At 61.6% G+C, this 16,384-nt stretch carries 17 protein-coding genes; all 17 read right to left on the reverse strand.

The window, feature by feature from the left end:
* Positions 1 to 2 precede the first annotated feature (2 nt).
* The 17 genes from HB675_RS04250 to fliL all read right to left on the reverse strand — a co-directional run bounded on the left by HB675_RS04250 (position 3) and on the right by fliL (position 16,203).
* Positions 3 to 743, reverse strand: a complete 741-nt coding sequence (locus HB675_RS04250; RefSeq protein ID WP_213875994.1) for a flagellar motor protein — start codon at positions 741 to 743, stop codon at positions 3 to 5.
* Positions 743 to 1,867 (reverse strand): chemotaxis response regulator protein-glutamate methylesterase, encoded by a 1,125-nt coding sequence (locus HB675_RS04255; RefSeq protein ID WP_213875996.1) that lies wholly within the window; start codon positions 1,865 to 1,867, stop codon positions 743 to 745. Before HB675_RS04255 ends, HB675_RS04250 begins: the two co-directional genes overlap by 1 nt.
* Before the next feature lie 40 nt (positions 1,868 to 1,907).
* A complete protein-coding gene (locus HB675_RS04260) occupies positions 1,908 to 4,094 on the reverse strand; it encodes a chemotaxis protein CheA (protein WP_213875998.1) in 2,187 nt (728 codons plus the stop codon).
* A 45-nt stretch (positions 4,095 to 4,139) separates the two neighbouring features.
* On the reverse strand, positions 4,140 to 4,928 hold the full coding sequence (locus HB675_RS04265) for a protein phosphatase CheZ (protein WP_213876000.1): 789 nt from the start codon (positions 4,926 to 4,928) through the stop codon (positions 4,140 to 4,142).
* Positions 4,929 to 4,947: 19 nt separating this feature from the next.
* Complete coding sequence (locus HB675_RS04270) at positions 4,948 to 5,322, reverse strand: chemotaxis response regulator CheY (protein WP_213876002.1); 375 nt, start codon at positions 5,320 to 5,322, stop codon at positions 4,948 to 4,950.
* Positions 5,323 to 5,441: 119 nt separating this feature from the next.
* A complete protein-coding gene (gene fliA / locus HB675_RS04275; RefSeq protein ID WP_345945750.1) occupies positions 5,442 to 6,194 on the reverse strand; it encodes an RNA polymerase sigma factor FliA in 753 nt (250 codons plus the stop codon).
* Entirely contained in the window at positions 6,188 to 7,021 is an 834-nt protein-coding gene (gene fleN / locus HB675_RS04280) for a MinD/ParA family protein (RefSeq protein WP_213876005.1), read from the reverse strand. The genes fliA and fleN overlap by 7 nt, the downstream gene beginning before the upstream one ends.
* Positions 7,022 to 7,136: 115 nt before the next feature.
* On the reverse strand, positions 7,137 to 8,459 hold the full coding sequence (gene flhF, locus HB675_RS04285) for a flagellar biosynthesis protein FlhF (protein WP_213876007.1): 1,323 nt from the start codon (positions 8,457 to 8,459) through the stop codon (positions 7,137 to 7,139).
* A gap of 12 nt (positions 8,460 to 8,471) precedes the next feature.
* Positions 8,472 to 10,601 carry a flagellar biosynthesis protein FlhA gene (gene flhA / locus HB675_RS04290; protein ID WP_213876009.1) on the reverse strand — a complete coding sequence of 710 codons (2,130 nt, stop codon included), beginning with the start codon at positions 10,599 to 10,601 and terminating at the stop codon, positions 8,472 to 8,474.
* Between the two features lie 160 nt (positions 10,602 to 10,761).
* Positions 10,762 to 11,904 (reverse strand): flagellar biosynthesis protein FlhB, encoded by a 1,143-nt coding sequence (gene flhB, locus HB675_RS04295; protein ID WP_213876011.1) that lies wholly within the window; start codon positions 11,902 to 11,904, stop codon positions 10,762 to 10,764.
* A gap of 1 nt (position 11,905) precedes the next feature.
* Positions 11,906 to 12,691, reverse strand: a complete 786-nt coding sequence (gene fliR, locus HB675_RS04300; protein ID WP_213876013.1) for a flagellar biosynthetic protein FliR — start codon at positions 12,689 to 12,691, stop codon at positions 11,906 to 11,908.
* Between the two features lie 2 nt (positions 12,692 to 12,693).
* Complete coding sequence (gene fliQ, locus HB675_RS04305) at positions 12,694 to 12,963, reverse strand: flagellar biosynthesis protein FliQ (RefSeq protein WP_213876015.1); 270 nt, start codon at positions 12,961 to 12,963, stop codon at positions 12,694 to 12,696.
* A gap of 27 nt (positions 12,964 to 12,990) precedes the next feature.
* A complete protein-coding gene (fliP, locus tag HB675_RS04310; RefSeq protein ID WP_213876017.1) occupies positions 12,991 to 13,743 on the reverse strand; it encodes a flagellar type III secretion system pore protein FliP in 753 nt (250 codons plus the stop codon).
* Entirely contained in the window at positions 13,743 to 14,210 is a 468-nt protein-coding gene (gene fliO, locus HB675_RS04315) for a flagellar biosynthetic protein FliO (protein WP_213876019.1), read from the reverse strand. Before fliO ends, fliP begins: the two co-directional genes overlap by 1 nt.
* Positions 14,210 to 14,671, reverse strand: coding sequence for a flagellar motor switch protein FliN (fliN, locus tag HB675_RS04320; RefSeq protein WP_213876021.1), 462 nt, complete (start codon positions 14,669 to 14,671; stop codon positions 14,210 to 14,212). The genes fliO and fliN overlap by 1 nt, the downstream gene beginning before the upstream one ends.
* A 47-nt stretch (positions 14,672 to 14,718) precedes the next feature.
* Positions 14,719 to 15,687 (reverse strand): flagellar motor switch protein FliM, encoded by a 969-nt coding sequence (gene fliM, locus HB675_RS04325; RefSeq protein ID WP_213876023.1) that lies wholly within the window; start codon positions 15,685 to 15,687, stop codon positions 14,719 to 14,721.
* Positions 15,688 to 15,696: 9 nt separating this feature from the next.
* Entirely contained in the window at positions 15,697 to 16,203 is a 507-nt protein-coding gene (fliL, locus tag HB675_RS04330; RefSeq protein ID WP_213876025.1) for a flagellar basal body-associated protein FliL, read from the reverse strand.
* Positions 16,204 to 16,384 lie beyond the last annotated feature (181 nt).

Below are 16,384 nucleotides of genomic sequence, written 5' to 3' on the forward strand. Positions count from 1 at the left end.
GATCAGTCCATGAAGCCTTGCAGCTTCAGTTCGATGGAGCGTGGATTTTCACCTTCGGCAATCGATAGAATGCCTTCGAGCAGCATTTCCCGGTAACGGGACTGGCGCAGGGCAATGGCCTTGAGCTTGTTGGCCACCGGCAGCAACACCAGGTTGGCGCTGGCCACCCCGTAGATGGTAGCCACGAAGGCCACAGCGATACCGCTGCCCAGTTGGGTAGGGTCGGCCAGGTTGCCCATGACGTGGATCAGGCCCATCACCGCACCGATGATGCCGATGGTGGGCGCGTAACCGCCCATGCATTCGAAGACTTTCGCGGCCTGGATGTCGCGGCTCTCCTGGGTATAGAAATCCACCTCGAGGATGCTGCGGATGGCTTCCGGCTCGGCGCCGTCCACCAGCAACTGCAAGCCCTTGCGGGCGTAATCGTCGCGTTCGCCGTCGGCAATGGTCTCAAGCCCCAGCAGGCCTTCCTTGCGCGCGGTCAGGCTCCAGGTCACCACGCGGTCGATGCCGCCGGCCAGGTCCACCCGTGGAGGAAAGATGACCCAGCGTGCGATCACCAGTGCACGCTTGAACGCGCTCATCGGCGACTGCAGCAAAGCGGCGCCCACCGTACCGCCGATCACGATCAGGATCGCCGGAGCATTGAGCAAGGCGCCCATGTGGCCGCCTTCCAGAAAGTTGCCGCCGATGATGGCGACAAACGCCATGATGATCCCTATCAGGCTCAAGACATCCATCAGACGCACGCCTCCACCAGGTGCCGGCCTATGTCATCCAGACTGTAGATCGCATCGGCCAGGTTGGCCTTGACGATCGCCATGGGCATGCCATAGATCACGCAGCTCGCTTCGTCCTGGGCCCAGACGTGGCTGCCGCCTTGCTTGAGCAGGCGCGCGCCCTCGCGGCCATCGGCGCCCATCCCGGTCAGGACCACGGCCAGCACCTTGTCCCCGTAGGACTTGGCGGCCGAGCCGAAGGTGATGTCCACGCAGGGCTTGTAATTGAGACGCTCGTCACCGGGCAGAATCTTCACCGTGCCACGGCTGTCGACCATCATCTGTTTGCCTCCCGGGGCCAACAGCGCCAGGCCTGGACGCAGCACGTCACCGTCCTCGGCTTCCTTGACGCTGATACGGCAGAGTTTGTCCAGACGCTCGGCGAAGGCCCGGGTGAACGCGGCCGGCATGTGCTGGATCAGCACGATGGGCGCGGGAAAATGCGCGGGCAGCTGCGTCAATACCCGTTGCAGGGCCACCGGGCCACCGGTGGACGTGCCGATGGCCACCAGTTTGTAGGATTTGCGTTTGGGCGCGGGCGAATGGGCCGCGGCCGGGGCACGGGCAGGCGCAGCCACCGGGGCCGGCGCTGCCGGACGACGTGCGGGAGCCGGCGCCGCAGTGCTGACCGGCGCAGGCGCGGGTGCCGGGGCAGCGGCAGGCGCTGAATAACTGCTGAACCGACGGTTGCTGCGCGAGATGTTGTGGACTTTGTCGCACAGCATCTGTTTGACCTTCTCGGGATTGCGAGAAATGTCTTCGAAGTTCTTCGGCAGGAAATCCACCGCGCCAGCATCGAGGGCGTCCAGGGTGACCCGGGCGCCTTCATGGGTGAGCGAGGAAAACATCAAGACCGGGGTCGGGCAGCGCTGCATGATGTGACGGATCGCCGTGATGCCATCCATCATCGGCATCTCGTAATCCATGGTAATCACGTCGGGCTTGAGGGCCTGGGCCTGCTCGATGGCTTCCTTGCCATTGGACGCCGTGCCGACCACTTGAATGTTCGGGTCCGAAGAGAGAATTTCCGAGACGCGGCGACGGAAAAAGCCCGAGTCGTCCACCACTAAAACCTTGACTGCCATATACACCCCGTTAGGGAGCGGACGCTGCCGCCCCCCTTGATCAGATACGCCGTGCCGCGTAGCGCTTGAGCATGCTCGGTACGTCGAGAATCAGCGCGATACGACCGTCACCGGTAATGGTCGCGCCCGACATGCCTGGCGTGCCTTGCAGCATCTTGCCCAAGGGCTTGATCACCACTTCTTCCTGACCGACCAGCTGGTCGACCACGAAGCCGATACGCTGGGTGCCGACCGAAAGGATCACCACATGGCCTTCGCGTTGTTCTTCATGGGCTGCCGAACTGACCAGCCAGCGCTTGAGGTAGAACAGCGGCAGGGCCTTGTCGCGCACGATCACCACTTCCTGGCCATCGACCACGTTGGTGCGCGACAGGTCCAGGTGGAAGATCTCGTTGACGTTGACCAGCGGGAAAGCAAACGCCTGGTTGCCCAGCATGACCATCAGGGTAGGCATGATCGCCAGTGTCAGCGGGACCTTGATGACGATCTTCGAACCCTGGCCCTTGGTCGAGTGAATGTTGATGGTGCCGTTGAGCTGGGAGATCTTGGTTTTCACCACGTCCATGCCCACGCCACGGCCCGACACGTCGGAGATCTCGGTCTTGGTGGAGAAGCCAGGGGCAAAGATCAGGTTGTAGCATTCGGTGTCGCTGAGACGATCGGCGGCATCCTTGTCCATTACCCCGCGCTTGACCGCGATGGCCCGAAGGACCGCCGGGTCCATGCCCTTGCCGTCATCGGAGATCGACAGCAGGATGTGGTCGCCTTCCTGTTCAGCCGAAAGCACCACGCGCCCGCCACGGGATTTGCCCGACGCTTCGCGCTCTTCCGGCGACTCGATGCCGTGGTCGACCGCGTTGCGCACCAAGTGGACCAACGGGTCGGCCAAGGCCTCGACGAGGTTCTTGTCCAGGTCGGTTTCTTCGCCCACCAGTTCCAGGTTGATCTCTTTCTTGAGCTGGCGGGCCAGGTCGCGAACCAGGCGCGGGAAGCGCCCGAAGACTTTCTTGATCGGCTGCATGCGGGTCTTCATGACCGCGGTCTGCAGGTCAGCGGTGACCACGTCGAGATTGGACACGGCTTTCTGCATGGCCTCGTCGGCGCTGTTGCTGCCCAGGCGGACCAGGCGGTTACGCACCAGCACCAGCTCGCCGACCATGTTCATGATTTCGTCCAGACGCGCGGTGTCGACCCGCACGGTGGTTTCCGCTTCCGTGGCCACCGGCTTCTCGCCGCTCGCTGCTGGCTTGGCCGCAACCGGTGCGGGTGCAGGCGCAGGCGCAGCAGCAGCTGGCTTGGCGACCGGTACGGGTGCTGGCGCCTTGGCCACGGGGGCCGGCGCTTCGGCCGCCACTTCGGTGAACTTGCCCTTGCCGTGCAATTCGTCGAGCAAGGATTCGAACTCGTCGTCGGTGATCAACTCACCGCTCTTGGCCACCGGCGTATGGGTTGCCGGCGGGGTGCTGGCGGCCACGCCTGGCAGGCCATCGGCGGCAAACGCGCCCTTGCCGTGCAACTGGTCGAGCAGCGACTCGAACTCGTCATCGGTGATTTCGTCCGGCGCACCCGGTTTGGCGGGCGCAGCCGACGCTGCGGCGGGTGGGGCGATCTGGCCCTTGCCGTGCAACTGGTCCAACAGCGATTCGAATTCGTCGTCGGTGATTTCATCACTGGCCGGCGCGGACGATACCGGCGCAGACGGCGTGGCCTGAACGTCGTTGTTGAGGGAGTCGAGCAGCGCTTCGAATTCGAAATCGGTGATCTCGTCGGACGCAGCAACCGGGGACGCTGTCACGGGGGCCGCCACGGGTGCGGCGGACGGCGCAGGAGCGGCGCCAGCAGGTTCGGCCAGACGCGCCAGCGCTTCGAGCAACTGAGGCGACGCGGGAGTGACGGTGGTACGTTCGCGCACTTCGCCGAACATGCCGTTGACCGCGTCAAGTGCTTCGAGAACAACGTCCATCAGTTCGGAGTCGACGCGACGTTCACCCTTGCGCAGGATGTCGAAAACGTTTTCGGCGATGTGGCAGCACTCCACCAGCTCGTTGAGCTGGAGGAAGCCGGCGCCGCCTTTTACAGTGTGAAAACCGCGAAAAATTGCATTGAGCAAGTCCGCATCATCTGGTCGGCTTTCAAGCTCGACCAGCTGTTCGGACAGTTGCTCGAGAATTTCGCCGGCCTCTACCAGGAAATCCTGAAGGATTTCTTCGTCGGCGCCGAAGCTCATATGGGTGCTCCCTGGAATGAAAGAATCACGAGCCTGGGTGTTGCGTCAAAAGCCCAGGCTGGACAGCAGATCGTCGACATCATCCTGACCGGATACAACGTCTTCCCGTTTATCGGCATGAATCTGCGGACCTTCACCCCTGGCAGGGTGAATTTCGTGATCTTTTTCATCGCGAAGCTGTTGATGGTCGTGTTCGATGCCCGCAAAGCGGTCCACCTGACTGGCCATCAGCACCAGTTTGAGCAGATTGCTCTCCACTTCCGTGACCAGTTGCGTCACGCGCTTGATCACCTGACCGGTGAGGTCCTGGTAATCCTGCGCCAGCAGAATGTCGTTCAGATGCCCCGAGACCTGGCGGTTGCCCTGCTCGCTACGGGTGAGAAAGGTATCCACCCGGCGCGCCAGCTCGCGAAACTCTTCCGCGCCGATTTCCCGGCGCATGAAACGCTGCCAATCGATGCTCAACGCCTTGGCGTCGTCGGCCAGCTCGGTCATCACCGGTGTGCTCTGCTCCACCAGGTCCATGGTCCGGTTGGCTGCATTTTCGGTCAGCCGCACGACATAGGACAAACGCTCGGTGGCGTCCGTGATCTGGGAAACTTCCTCGGCCTGAGGCATGTGCGGATCGATCTGGAAACTGACGATCGCGCTGTGCAACTCGCGCGTCAGCTTGCCGACTTCCTGGTACAGGCCGCGATCACGGGTCTGATTCAGCTCATGGATCAACTGCACTGCCTCGCCAAACTGGCCTTTTTCAAGGCTGTTCACCAGTTCGACGGCATGTTTCTTCAGGGTCGACTCGAAGTCCCCCAAAGAATCTTTTTTCTGGTCCATTGCGCCCCCGTGGCGGTCATCAGCTGTTGACGCGCTCGAAAATCTTTTCGATCTTTTCTTTCAGCACCTGGGCAGTGAAAGGCTTGACCACATAGCCGTTGACGCCCGCCTGGGCGGCTTCGATGATCTGCTCGCGCTTGGCTTCGGCAGTCACCATCAACACCGGCAGGTGCTTGAGGCGATCGTCGGCACGGACCTGCTTGAGCAGGTCGATACCCGACATGCCCGGCATGTTCCAGTCAGTGACCAGAAAATCAAAGCCCCCGCTCTGCAACATCGGCAGCGCCGTATTCCCGTCATCGGCCTCGGACGTGTTGGTAAAGCCCAGATCACGCAACAGGTTCTTGATGATCCGCCGCATCGTCGAAAAATCGTCAACGATGAGGATTTTCATGTTCTTGTCCAATTAGACCTCCAAGCAGTCTTGACCCGCCCAGCAGCTGAGCGCGCGTTCAATCAAATCCGGTTTTAATTTTTTTGCAGCGACTGCCAACCCGGTACTCCGGTAATTGCCTAACCCCGCGCCCGCCACTCGCTCAGGCGTCCACGCAAACGCGCGGCGCACTGGCTGTGCAACTGGCTGACACGCGACTCGCTGACCCCCAGCACTTCGCCGATTTCCTTGAGGTTCAGTTCCTCGTCGTAATACAACGCCAGCACCAGCTTTTCCCGTTCCGGCAGGCCGGCAATGGCATCGGCCAGTGCCGCCTGGAAACGTTCGTCTTCAAGGTCGCGCGAAGGCTCCAGCGAACCGCTGGCACCGTCTTCATGCAACCCTTCATGTTCGCCACCGTCCTGCAGCAGGTCGTCAAAACTGAACAACCGGCTGCCCAGGGTATCGTTGAGAATCCCGTAGTAATCATCCAGGCTCAACTTGAGTTCGGCAGCAACCTCATGATCTTTAGCGTCGCGACCGGTTTTCGCCTCGATCGAGCGTATGGCATCACTGACCATGCGCGTATTGCGGTGCACCGAGCGCGGCGCCCAGTCACCCTTGCGCACTTCATCGAGCATGGCGCCGCGGATACGGATACCGGCGTAGGTCTCGAAGCTCGCGCCCTTGGTCGAGTCGTACTTGGTGGACACCTCGAGCAGGCCGATCATGCCGGCCTGAATCAGGTCTTCCACCTGCACGCTGGCCGGCAGGCGCGCCAGCAGGTGATAGGCGATTCGTTTGACCAGAGGCGCATAGCGCTCGATCAGTTCGTACTGCTGGGACTCACGGGAAGCCTTGCTGTACATACGATATCCGCTCGCGCTCATGATACGGGCCCTGCGCTAGTTTGCTGTACCAGACGTTCGACAAAGAACTCCAGATGCCCCCGGGGATTGGCGGGCAGTGGCCAGGTGTCGACCTTCTGGGCTATGGCCTTGAACGCCAGGGCACATTTGGAACGCGGGAAAGCCTCGTACACCGCGCGCTGCTTTTGCACTGCCTTGCGCACACATTCGTCGTAAGGCACGGCACCGACGTACTGCAGTGCAACATCAAGGAATCGATCGGTCACTTTCGTCAGTTTGGCGAACAGATTGCGACCTTCCTGCGGGCTCTGGGCCATGTTGGCCAGCACCCGGAAACGGTTCATGCCGTAATCACGGTTGAGCAGTTTGATCAATGCGTAGGCGTCGGTAATCGAGGTCGGTTCGTCGCACACCACCAGCAACACCTCCTGGGCGGCGCGCACGAAACTGACCACCGACTCGCCGATCCCGGCGGCCGTGTCGATCACCAGCACGTCGAGGTTGTCGCCCACGTCGCTGAATGCCTGAATCAGACCGGCATGCTGCGCCGCAGACAAGTGCACCATGCTCTGGGTACCCGAGGCGGCGGGGACGATACGAATCCCGCCAGGGCCCTGGAGCATGACGTCGCGCAGCTCGCAGCGGCCTTCGATGACGTCGGCCAGGGTGCGTTTGGGTGTCAGCCCGAGCAGGACGTCGACGTTCGCCAGCCCCAGATCGGCGTCCAGCAGCATGACCCTGCGGCCAAGCTCTGCCAGCGCCAGGGACAAGTTCACTGACACGTTAGTCTTCCCGACGCCACCTTTGCCGCCGGTCACCGCGATCACCTGTACGGGATGCATGCTGCCCATGTTCGTTGTTTACCTTGTCACTTAGACCGAGGCCACACGACCGACTGCGCTTGAACAACCAAGGCATGCAGACCATCGATGTAGGTAGTTTGGAACTTCATATCAACCATTTCCCTCAGCCCACACGCTTGTCAGGGCTGTGGTAGAGGTCAGCGAACATATCGGCCATGGCCTCTTCACTGGGTTCCTCCTGCATCTGCACATTTACTGCGCGGCTGACCAATTGGTGCCGGCGCGGCAGATGCAGATCGTCCGGAATGCGCGGGCCGTCCGTGAGATAGGCCACAGGCAGTTCGGTACTGATGGCCAGGCTCAGCACTTCGCCGAGACTCGCCGTTTCATCAAGTTTGGTCAGGATGCAACCGGCCAGGCCACAGCGCTTGTAGCTGTGATAGGCAGCGGTGAGCACCTGCTTCTGGCTGGTGGTGGCCAGCACCAGGTAATTGCGCGCGCGGATACCGCGCCCGGCCAGGCTTTCCAGTTGCATGCGCAAGGCCGGGTCGCTGGCCTGCAGGCCGGCGGTGTCGATGAGGATCACCCGCTTGCGCAACAGCGGCTCCAGCGCCTGACCCAGCGACTGGCCAGGATCGACCTGGGTCACCGAGACATTGAGAATGCGCCCCAGGGTCTTGAGCTGCTCCTGGGCGCCAATGCGAAAACTGTCCATGCTCACCAATGCAATGCTCTGGGCGCCGTACTTGAGCACATAGCGTGCTGCCAGCTTGGCCAGGGTGGTGGTCTTGCCCATGCCGGCCGGGCCGACCATGGCAATCACACCGCCCTCTTCCAGGGGTTCCACTTCCGGGGTGTGGATCATACGCGCCAAATGCGCCAGGAGCATCCGCCAGGCTTGCCGAGGTTCGCGAATTTCCCCGGTCAGGCTCAGCAGCTCACGAGAAATAGGGCCGGACAGGCCGATACGTTGCAGGCGCCGCCACAGGTTGGCCTGCTCGGGCTGACTGCCTTGCAGCTGCGTCCAGGCCAGCGAGCCGAGTTGCACTTCCAGCAATTCGCGCAGGCCGTTGAGCTCCGAGCGCATGGAGTCGAACAGGCGCTGATCCACTGCGGGTTGAGCGACCGGCGCCGGCACCGTAGCGCGCATCGGCTCGACGAAATTGGGTTCCACCAGCGGCTCGGAGGCGGTCAACGGCAGCCCGGCAAACAGCTGGCGGTTGTTCACGCCATCGCTGTCGCTGCGCTGGCTCAGTTCGGCCTGGGCGGAGACGATACGCGATTGAGTCTTGCGCAGCTCATCTTCCAGTTCGATGTTGGGCACACGGGGGGCCAGCGCCGACAGCTTGTAGTCAAGCGCCGCGGTCAGCTCGACGCCACCGGCGATTCGGCGGTTGCCGATGATCGCGGCGTCAGCGCCCAGCTCGTCGCGGACCAGTTTCATGGCCTGACGCATATCGGCAGCGAAAAAACGCTTCACTTGCATAACCCATCACCCTCAGCCGTTGGGCCCTACTGTCGCGACGATAGTCACTTGCTTGTTGTCAGGAATTTCCTGGTAAGCCAACACATGCAGATTCGGTACAGCAAGACGACCAAACCGCGAGAGCATCGCCCGAACCGGCCCGGCCACCAGCAGGATCACTGGCTGGCCTTGCATTTCTTGACGCTGTGCAGCCTCTATCAAAGAACGTTGCAACTTTTCGGCCATGCTCGGTTCCAGCAAAACGCCTTCTTCCTGACCCTGACCCGCCTTCTGAAGACTATTGAGCAAAATCTGTTCCAACCTGGGCTCCAGCGTGATCACTGGCAGCTCCGACTCAATGCCTACAATGCTTTGCACGATTGCGCGGGACAAACCGACTCGCACGTTGGCCACCAAAGCGGCGGTATCTTGACTCCTGGCCGCGTTGTTGGCGATGGCTTCGGCGATGCTGCGGATATCGCGCACCGGCACCTGCTCGGCCAGCAACGCCTGCAACACCTTGAGCAACGCCGACAGCGACAACACACCCGGCACCAGCTCTTCAGCCAGCTTGGGCGAGGCCTTGGCCAGCACTTGCAGCAACTGCTGGACTTCCTCATGCCCGATCAGCTCATGAGCATGTTTGGACAAGATCTGGTTCAAGTGCGTGGCCACTACTGTACTGGCATCGACCACGGTATAACCTAAAGATTGCGCCTGGCTACGTAAACTTAGCTCGATCCACACGGCTTCCAGGCCAAACGCCGGGTCTCTGGCGGTGATACCGTTCAGGGTGCCGAACACCTGGCCTGGGTTGATGGCCAGCTCTCGATCCGGATAAATTTCCGCTTCCGCGAGAATCACCCCCATCAGTGTCAGGCGATAGGCACTTGGGGCCAGATCGAGGTTGTCGCGAATGTGCACAGTGGGCATGAGGAAGCCCAGGTCCTGAGACAGCTTCTTGCGCACGCCCTTGATCCGTGCCAGCAGTTGACCGCCCTGATTGCGATCCACCAGCGGGATCAGACGATAGCCGACTTCCAGGCCGATCATGTCGATGGGGGTCACGTCATCCCAGCCCAGCTCCTTGGTTTCCTGGTTGCGGGTAGGCGACGGCAGCATTTCCTGTTGGCGCTGCACTTCCGCCAGGGCCGTTTCCTTGATCAGGTTCTGCTTTTGCCATAACAGGTAGGCACCGCCCATGGCCATGGCGGCCAGGCTGAGGAACGACAGGTGTGGCATGCCAGGCACCAGGCCCATGATCGCCATCAGCGCGCCGGAGACAGCCAGGGCCTTGGGCGAGGCGAACATCTGCCGATGGATCTGCTTGCCCATTTCCTCGGAGCTCGACGCCCGCGTCACCATCACGGCAGCAGCAGTGGATAGCAGCAGCGACGGCAGCTGGGCCACCAGGCCGTCACCAATGGTCAGCAGCGCGTAGACCTTGCCGGCATCGGCAAACGACATGCCGTGCTGGATCATGCCCACGGCGGTACCGCCCAGCAGGTTGATGAACAGAATCATCAAGCCGGCGACGGCGTCACCGCGCACGAACTTGCTGGCACCGTCCATCGAACCATAGAACTCGGCCTCGGCCGCCACTTCCATCCGGCGCAGCTTGGCCTGGTTCTGGTCGATGATGCCGGCGTTGAGGTCGGCGTCGATGGCCATCTGCTTGCCGGGCATGGCGTCCAGGGTAAACCGTGCGCTCACCTCGGAAATACGACCGGCACCTTTGGTGACCACCACAAAGTTGATGATCATGAGGATGGCGAACACCACGATACCCACCACGTAGTTGCCGCCAATGACCACTTCACCAAACGCCTGGATCACCTTGCCCGCCGCCGCATGGCCCTCCTGGCCGTGGAGCATGACCACGCGGGTGGAAGCCACGTTGAGCGCCAGACGCAGCAAGGTGGCCACCAGCAGAATGGTGGGGAACACCGCGAAGTCCAGCGGCCGCATGGCGTACACGCAGACCAGCAGCACGACGATGGACAGCGCGATGTTGAAGGTGAAGAACACGTCGAGGAGGAAGGCCGGGATGGGCAACATCATCATTGCCAGCATCACCAGCAACAACAGGGGCACCCCCAGGCTGCCTTGCCCCAGACCCTTGGCGTTGCTGCGAACCGTGTTGATTAGCTGAGAGCGATCCACCGACATTCCCCGTTCAAGCAATCTTTTGACGCCCTGAGGCGTTGTAACAAGGCTTGTGCAAGAACCTGTCCAACTTTGCCTAAAGGTTTGCAAAGTTGTGTCGAGGGGGATACATGGGAGCCATTGAGACACGCATCAGACCGCAGGACCGAGCTGGCCGTTACTCATCGCGCCGCAACTCATCCGGAATCGGTAAATCATCACTGGGCGGCTTGGGTCTGGGCTTGCCCTGCCCCGCCCTGTACTGGCGGATCTGATACACATAGGCCAGCACCTGCGCCACCGCCAGATACAAACCAGCAGGAATGGGCTGGTCAAGCTCAGTGGAGTAATAGATCGAACGCGCCAGGGCCGGCGACTCCAGTAGCTGGATCTGGTTCTGCGTGGCGATCTCGCGGATCTTCAGGGCCACGAAGTCGCTGCCCTTGGCCAGCAACATGGGCGCATTGCCTTTCTCGGGGTCGTACTTCAGGGCCACGGCATAGTGAGTCGGGTTGGTGATGACCACGTCGGCCTGGGGCACCGCTGTCATCATGCGTCGCTGGGACATCTCGCGCTGGAGCTGGCGGATGCGACCCTTGACCTCTGGACGCCCCTCCGAGTCCTTGTGCTCGTCGCGGACCTCCTGCTTGGTCATCTTCATTTTTTCCTTGAAGCTGAACAGCTGGAACGGCGCATCCAGCGCGGCGATGATGATCAGCCCGCAGGACATCCACAACGAACTCCAGCCCACCAGTTGCACGCTGTGCAAGATGGCGCTTTCCATCGGCTCGTGGGCGATGGCGATCAGCTCGGCGCGGTCCTTGCGCAACACCACCAGACCAATGAACAAGGTCAGGGAAAACTTGCCCACCGCCTTGAGCAGCTCGGTCAGCGAGCGCGCCGAGAACATCCGCTTGAGGCCGGCGCCAGGGTTCATGCGGCTGAACTTGGGCGCCAGTGCCCCCATGGAGAAGAGCCAACCGCCCAGCGACAGCGGGCCGACGATGGCCGCGATCATCATCAGGACCATGAAGGGCTGTACCGCCAGAATCGCCGCCTTGCCCGACTGCAGCAAAAAGATGCCCATGTAGCGCTCGTCGACGATCACTTCACGGCTGAGGGTGAAATTCTTGCGCATCAGGTCGATCATCATCTGCGCCATGGCACCGCCGAATGCCAGCAGGCCACCGGTACCGGCGAGCATGATCACCAGGGTGTTGAGCTCCCGGGAACGGGCGATTTCACCCTTTTCTCGCGCATCTTTCTTGCGTTTGTCCGTGGGGTCTTCTGTCTTGTCCGCGCCGCTTTCGCTTTCAGCCATCTCAGGGCTCCCCGGCCAGTTGGCGCAGCCACAGCAGTGACTGGGTTGCCAACGGCTCGTACTGGTTGAGAATGTCACCCATGGTCAACCACAGGATCACCATGCCGATCACCAGCGTCAGCGGCACGCCGATGGAGAAGATATTGAGCTGGGGCGCCGCCCGGGTCATCACCCCGAAGGCGCAGTTGATCACCAGCAGGGCGGTGATGGCCGGCAGCACCAGCAAGATCCCGGCACCCAGCACCCAGCCCATGCGCAGCACCAGGTCCCAGAATTTGGGGGTCAGCAGGGTGGCGCCCACCGGCAAGGTGGTGAAGCTTTCGGTCAGCACCTCGAGCACCAGCAGGTGGCCGTTCATGGACAGGAACAACAGCGTCACCAGCATGGTGAAAAACTGCCCGACCACCGGCGACGAGGTGCCGTTGGTGGGGTCGACCATGGCGGCGAAGGTCATGCCCATCTGCGTGGCAATGATTTGCCCGGCGACCACGAACGCCTGAAAAAGAAACTGCAGGGAAAACCCCAGCATGGTGCCGATGATGATTTCCTCGGCGATCAACAGCAGGCCACTGAGGTCAAGCGCATGGAACGGCGGCATCGGCGGCAGGTTGGGCGCGATGCATACCGTGATCGCCACCGCCATGTAAAGGCGAATACGGGTCGAGACCAGGGTGGTGCCAATGATGGGCATGGCCATCAGCACCGCCGCCACGCGAAACAGCGGCAGCATGAAACTGGCCACCCAGCTCTGGATCTGGGTGTCGGTCAGTTGCAGCAGCGAATTCATGGTCAGCCGATGACTTGCGGGATGCTGGTGTACAGGTTGGTGATGTACTCCATGAAGGTACGCACCATCCATGGCCCGATCACGATGAGGGTGACCAGCATGATCAGCATGCGCGGCAGAAAGCTCAGGGTCTGTTCGTTGATCTGCGTGGCGGCCTGGAATACCGCCACCGCCAGCCCGACCAACAAGCTGGGCAGCACCAGGATTGCCACCATGACCGTGGTCAGCCACAGCGCCTGGCGAAACAGATCGACAGCAACTTCAGGGGTCATGGCGCGGATCTCCCGAACAAGGTGAAGTCAGACACCGCCGAAACTGCCGGCCAGTGTCCCGATAATGAGCGCCCAGCCGTCCACCAGCACAAACAGCATGATCTTGAACGGCAGGGAAATGATCAGCGGCGACAGCATCATCATGCCCATGGCCATCAGCACACTGGAAATCACCAGGTCGATGATCAGGAACGGGATGAAGATCATGAAGCCGATCTGGAAGGCAGTCTTCAGTTCCGAGGTGACGAAGGCCGGGACGATGATGGTCAGCGGCGCCTGGTCGGCCGAGGGAATGTCGGTGCGCTTGGACAGGCGCATGAACAGATCAAGGTCGCTCTGCCGGGTCTGCGCCAGCATGAAGTCCTTGAGCGGCCCGCTGGCCTTGACCACCGCGTCCTGGGCGCTGAGCTTCTCGGCCAGATAGGGTTGCAGGGCCTGGGTGTTCACCTTGTCGAACACCGGCGCCATGATGAACATCGTCAGAAACAGCGCCATGCCGGTCAGCAACTGGTTGGACGGCGTCTGCTGCAGGCCCAGGGCCTGGCGCAGGATCGAGAAGACGATGATGATCCGGGTAAAGCTGGTCATCAGCATGACGAACGCCGGGATGAAGCTCAGCGCCGTCATGATCAGCAGAATCTGCAGGTTGACCGAATACTCTTGCTGACCGTTGGCCCCGCTGGTCATGGAAATGGCCGGGATCTGCAGGGGGTCGGCAGCCATCGCCAACGGCGCGGCCATCAGCAGCAACAGCGTCAGGCACAGGCGAAACGCGCGCATCACTTCGTATCCTTCTGATCCTTGCCCAGCAGTTCCATCAAGCGCTGAGCGAATTCAGGCGTGGCAGCGGCGGTTTTCGCCGGGGTTGCCACGGGTTCCTTGAGCACGTGCAAGGCCGAGATCTGGCCGGGGGAAACCCCCAGCAGGATCTGCTCGTTGCCGACCTGGACCAGCAGCAGCCGGTCGCGCGGGCCGAGGGCTCGGGAGCCCAGCAGCTCGATGACCTGGCCACCTCGCGGGCCGGTCTGCTGCACCCGGCGCAGCAACCAGGCCAAGGCAAAGATCAGCCCCAGCACCAGCGCCAGGCCCAGCACCAACTGGATCACCTCGGCGCCCAGGCCCGCCCCCAGATTGCTCAGGGCGGGGTTGGCCACCGGCGCGCTGGCGGCCGGTGCGACCATGGGCTCGGCGGCCAGCGCCAGCAGGGGCGCCAGCGCGGCGAGCCCGGCCACAAACAGGCGCTTCATCAGCGCAGCTTCTTGATGCGTTCGCTGGGGCTGATCACGTCGGTGAGACGGATACCGAACTTCTCGTTGACCACCACCACTTCGCCGTGGGCAATCAGGGTGCCGTTGACCAGCACGTCCAGCGGCTCGCCGGCCAACCGATCGAGCTCGATCACCGAACCCTGGTTGAGTTGCAGCAGGTTGCGGATATTGATGTCGGTGCTGCCGACTTCCATGGAGATGGTCACGGGAATGTCGAGGATCACGTCCAGGTTCGGACCGTCCAGGCTGACATGCTCATTGCTGCGGGGTGAGGCGCCGAACTCTTCCATGGCCAGACGCGAGCCTGCGGATTTGGCGGCATCGGCGGCCAGCAAGGCATCGATGTCATCCTGGCTGCCATCACCCGATTCGCTCAAGGCGGCGGCCCATTCGTCAGCCAGTGCCTGGTCTTCGCTGGAGGTTTCGTTTTTATCGGCCATCAGTATTCCTCGACGGGCAAAAGTTCAATAAGTGAACCGAGAGCGCCTCAGCGGCGCTCGATCGGCTCGATGATTTGCAACGCCAGGTGGCCCTTGTGCGAGCCGAGCTTGGCCTTGAACGACGGCACGCCATTGGCGCGCAGGACCATATGGTCGGGCAGCTCCACCGGAATCACGTCTCCCGGCTGCATGTGCAGGATGTCGCGCAACTTCAGCTGGCGGCGCGCCACGGTGGCCCCCACCGGTACGCTGACGTCCAGCACATCTTCGCGCAGCGCCTTGCTCCAGCGCTCGTCCTGGTCGTCGAGATCGGACTGGAAGCCAGCGTCGAGCATTTCGCGCACCGGCTCGATCATCGAGTACGGCATGGTCACGTGCAGGTCGCCGCCACCGCCATCGAGTTCAATGTGAAAGGTCGAGACCACCACCGCTTCGCTGGGGCCGACGATGTTGGCCATGGCCGGGTTGACCTCGGAGCTGATGTACTCGAAGTTGACATCCATGATGGCGTGCCAGGCTTCCTTGAGGTCGACAAAGCATTGGTCCAGCACGATGCGCACCACACGCAACTCGGTCGGTGTGAACTCGCGGCCTTCGATCTTGGCATGACGACCATCGCCGCCGAAAAAGTTGTCCACCAGCTTGAACACCAGCTTGGCATCGAGGATGAACAGCGCCGTACCGCGCAGCGGCTTGACCTTGATCAGGTTGAGGCTGGTGGGTACGTACAGGGAATGCACGTATTCGCCAAACTTCATCACCTGCACACCGCCCACCGCCACGTCCGCCGAGCGGCGCAGCAGATTGAACATGCTGATGCGGGTATACCGGGCAAAACGTTCGTTGATCATCTCAAGGGTCGGCATGCGCCCGCGCACGATCCGGTCCTGGCTGGTCAGGTCGTAAGTCTTGATGCTACCGATTTCACCGGCGCTTTCAGTGGCGACGAGCCCATCGTCAACGCCATGCAGCAGCGCGTCGATCTCGTCCTGGGACAGCAGGTCCTGCACGGCCATGTCGTGTTCCTACTGCAATACGAAGTTGGTGAAGAGCAACTGGTCGATGACCGGCTTGCCCACCTCTTTCTGCGCGACTTCCTGAACACTGGCCGTGGCTTTCTGGCGCAGCATTTCCTGGCCGATCGGCGTGTTCAGCGTGTCGAAACTCTGGCCGGAAAACATCATCACCAGGTTATTGCGAATCACCGGCATGTGCACTTTCAACGCATCCAGATCGGCCTGGTTGCGGGCCTGCAGGGTAATGCTGACCTGCATGTAGCGGTCGCGACCGTTCTGTTTGTAGTTGACCACGAAAGCAGGAGAAAGTGGCTCGTACAAGGCCGGCTGCTTGCCGTTGGTCTTGGCCGCATCCGCCGCAGGCTTGGTTTCGGCCGGCTTGTGCAGGAAAAACCAGGTGCCGCCCACCGAACCACCCACCGCCACCAGCAGGGCGACGACGATGATGATGATCAGCTTGAGTTTGCCCTTGGGCTTTGCTTCGGTCGCGTCTTTTGCAGCTTCGGTCGTCGCCATGCCAATAATCCGTCACCAATCGAGGAATTTACGAATGCTGAGGTGAGTGGAGCAAGGGTTATGCCAGATTGTATGAAGGGGGACAAGATGAGTACCCCGGCCGCACATTCACTGCTGAACCGAGCCTGCTCGGGAAACCGGCACCGCTGCACTGACGCTGCAACGCGGTGTCTTGTTCCCG

This window comes from Pseudomonas sp. dw_358 (assembly GCF_018449655.1).
Taxonomy (GTDB): Bacteria; Pseudomonadota; Gammaproteobacteria; order Pseudomonadales; family Pseudomonadaceae; genus Aquipseudomonas.

Excerpts from the sequence above, each read along its gene's own strand:
- fliO (WP_213876019.1), bottom strand. The coding sequence starts at position 14,210 with ATGAAGCGCCTGTTTGTGGCCGGGCTCGCCGCGCTGGCGCCCCTGCTG.
- fliN (WP_213876021.1), bottom strand. The coding sequence starts at position 14,671 with ATGGCCGATAAAAACGAAACCTCCAGCGAAGACCAGGCACTGGCTGAC.
- fliP (WP_213876017.1), bottom strand. The coding sequence starts at position 13,743 with ATGCGCGCGTTTCGCCTGTGCCTGACGCTGTTGCTGCTGATGGCCGCG.
- fliM (WP_213876023.1), bottom strand. The coding sequence starts at position 15,687 with ATGGCCGTGCAGGACCTGCTGTCCCAGGACGAGATCGACGCGCTGCTG.
- HB675_RS04255 (WP_213875996.1), bottom strand. The coding sequence starts at position 1,867 with ATGGCAGTCAAGGTTTTAGTGGTGGACGACTCGGGCTTTTTCCGTCGC.
- HB675_RS04260 (WP_213875998.1), bottom strand. The coding sequence starts at position 4,094 with ATGAGCTTCGGCGCCGACGAAGAAATCCTTCAGGATTTCCTGGTAGAG.
- fliQ (WP_213876015.1), bottom strand. The coding sequence starts at position 12,963 with ATGACCCCTGAAGTTGCTGTCGATCTGTTTCGCCAGGCGCTGTGGCTG.
- flhB (WP_213876011.1), bottom strand. The coding sequence starts at position 11,904 with ATGGCTGAAAGCGAAAGCGGCGCGGACAAGACAGAAGACCCCACGGAC.
- HB675_RS04270 (WP_213876002.1), bottom strand. The coding sequence starts at position 5,322 with ATGAAAATCCTCATCGTTGACGATTTTTCGACGATGCGGCGGATCATC.
- flhF (WP_213876007.1), bottom strand. The coding sequence starts at position 8,459 with ATGCAAGTGAAGCGTTTTTTCGCTGCCGATATGCGTCAGGCCATGAAA.
- HB675_RS04250 (WP_213875994.1), bottom strand. The coding sequence starts at position 743 with ATGGATGTCTTGAGCCTGATAGGGATCATCATGGCGTTTGTCGCCATC.
- fleN (WP_213876005.1), bottom strand. The coding sequence starts at position 7,021 with ATGGGCAGCATGCATCCCGTACAGGTGATCGCGGTGACCGGCGGCAAA.
- fliL (WP_213876025.1), bottom strand. The coding sequence starts at position 16,203 with ATGGCGACGACCGAAGCTGCAAAAGACGCGACCGAAGCAAAGCCCAAG.
- fliR (WP_213876013.1), bottom strand. The coding sequence starts at position 12,691 with ATGAATTCGCTGCTGCAACTGACCGACACCCAGATCCAGAGCTGGGTG.
- HB675_RS04265 (WP_213876000.1), bottom strand. The coding sequence starts at position 4,928 with ATGGACCAGAAAAAAGATTCTTTGGGGGACTTCGAGTCGACCCTGAAG.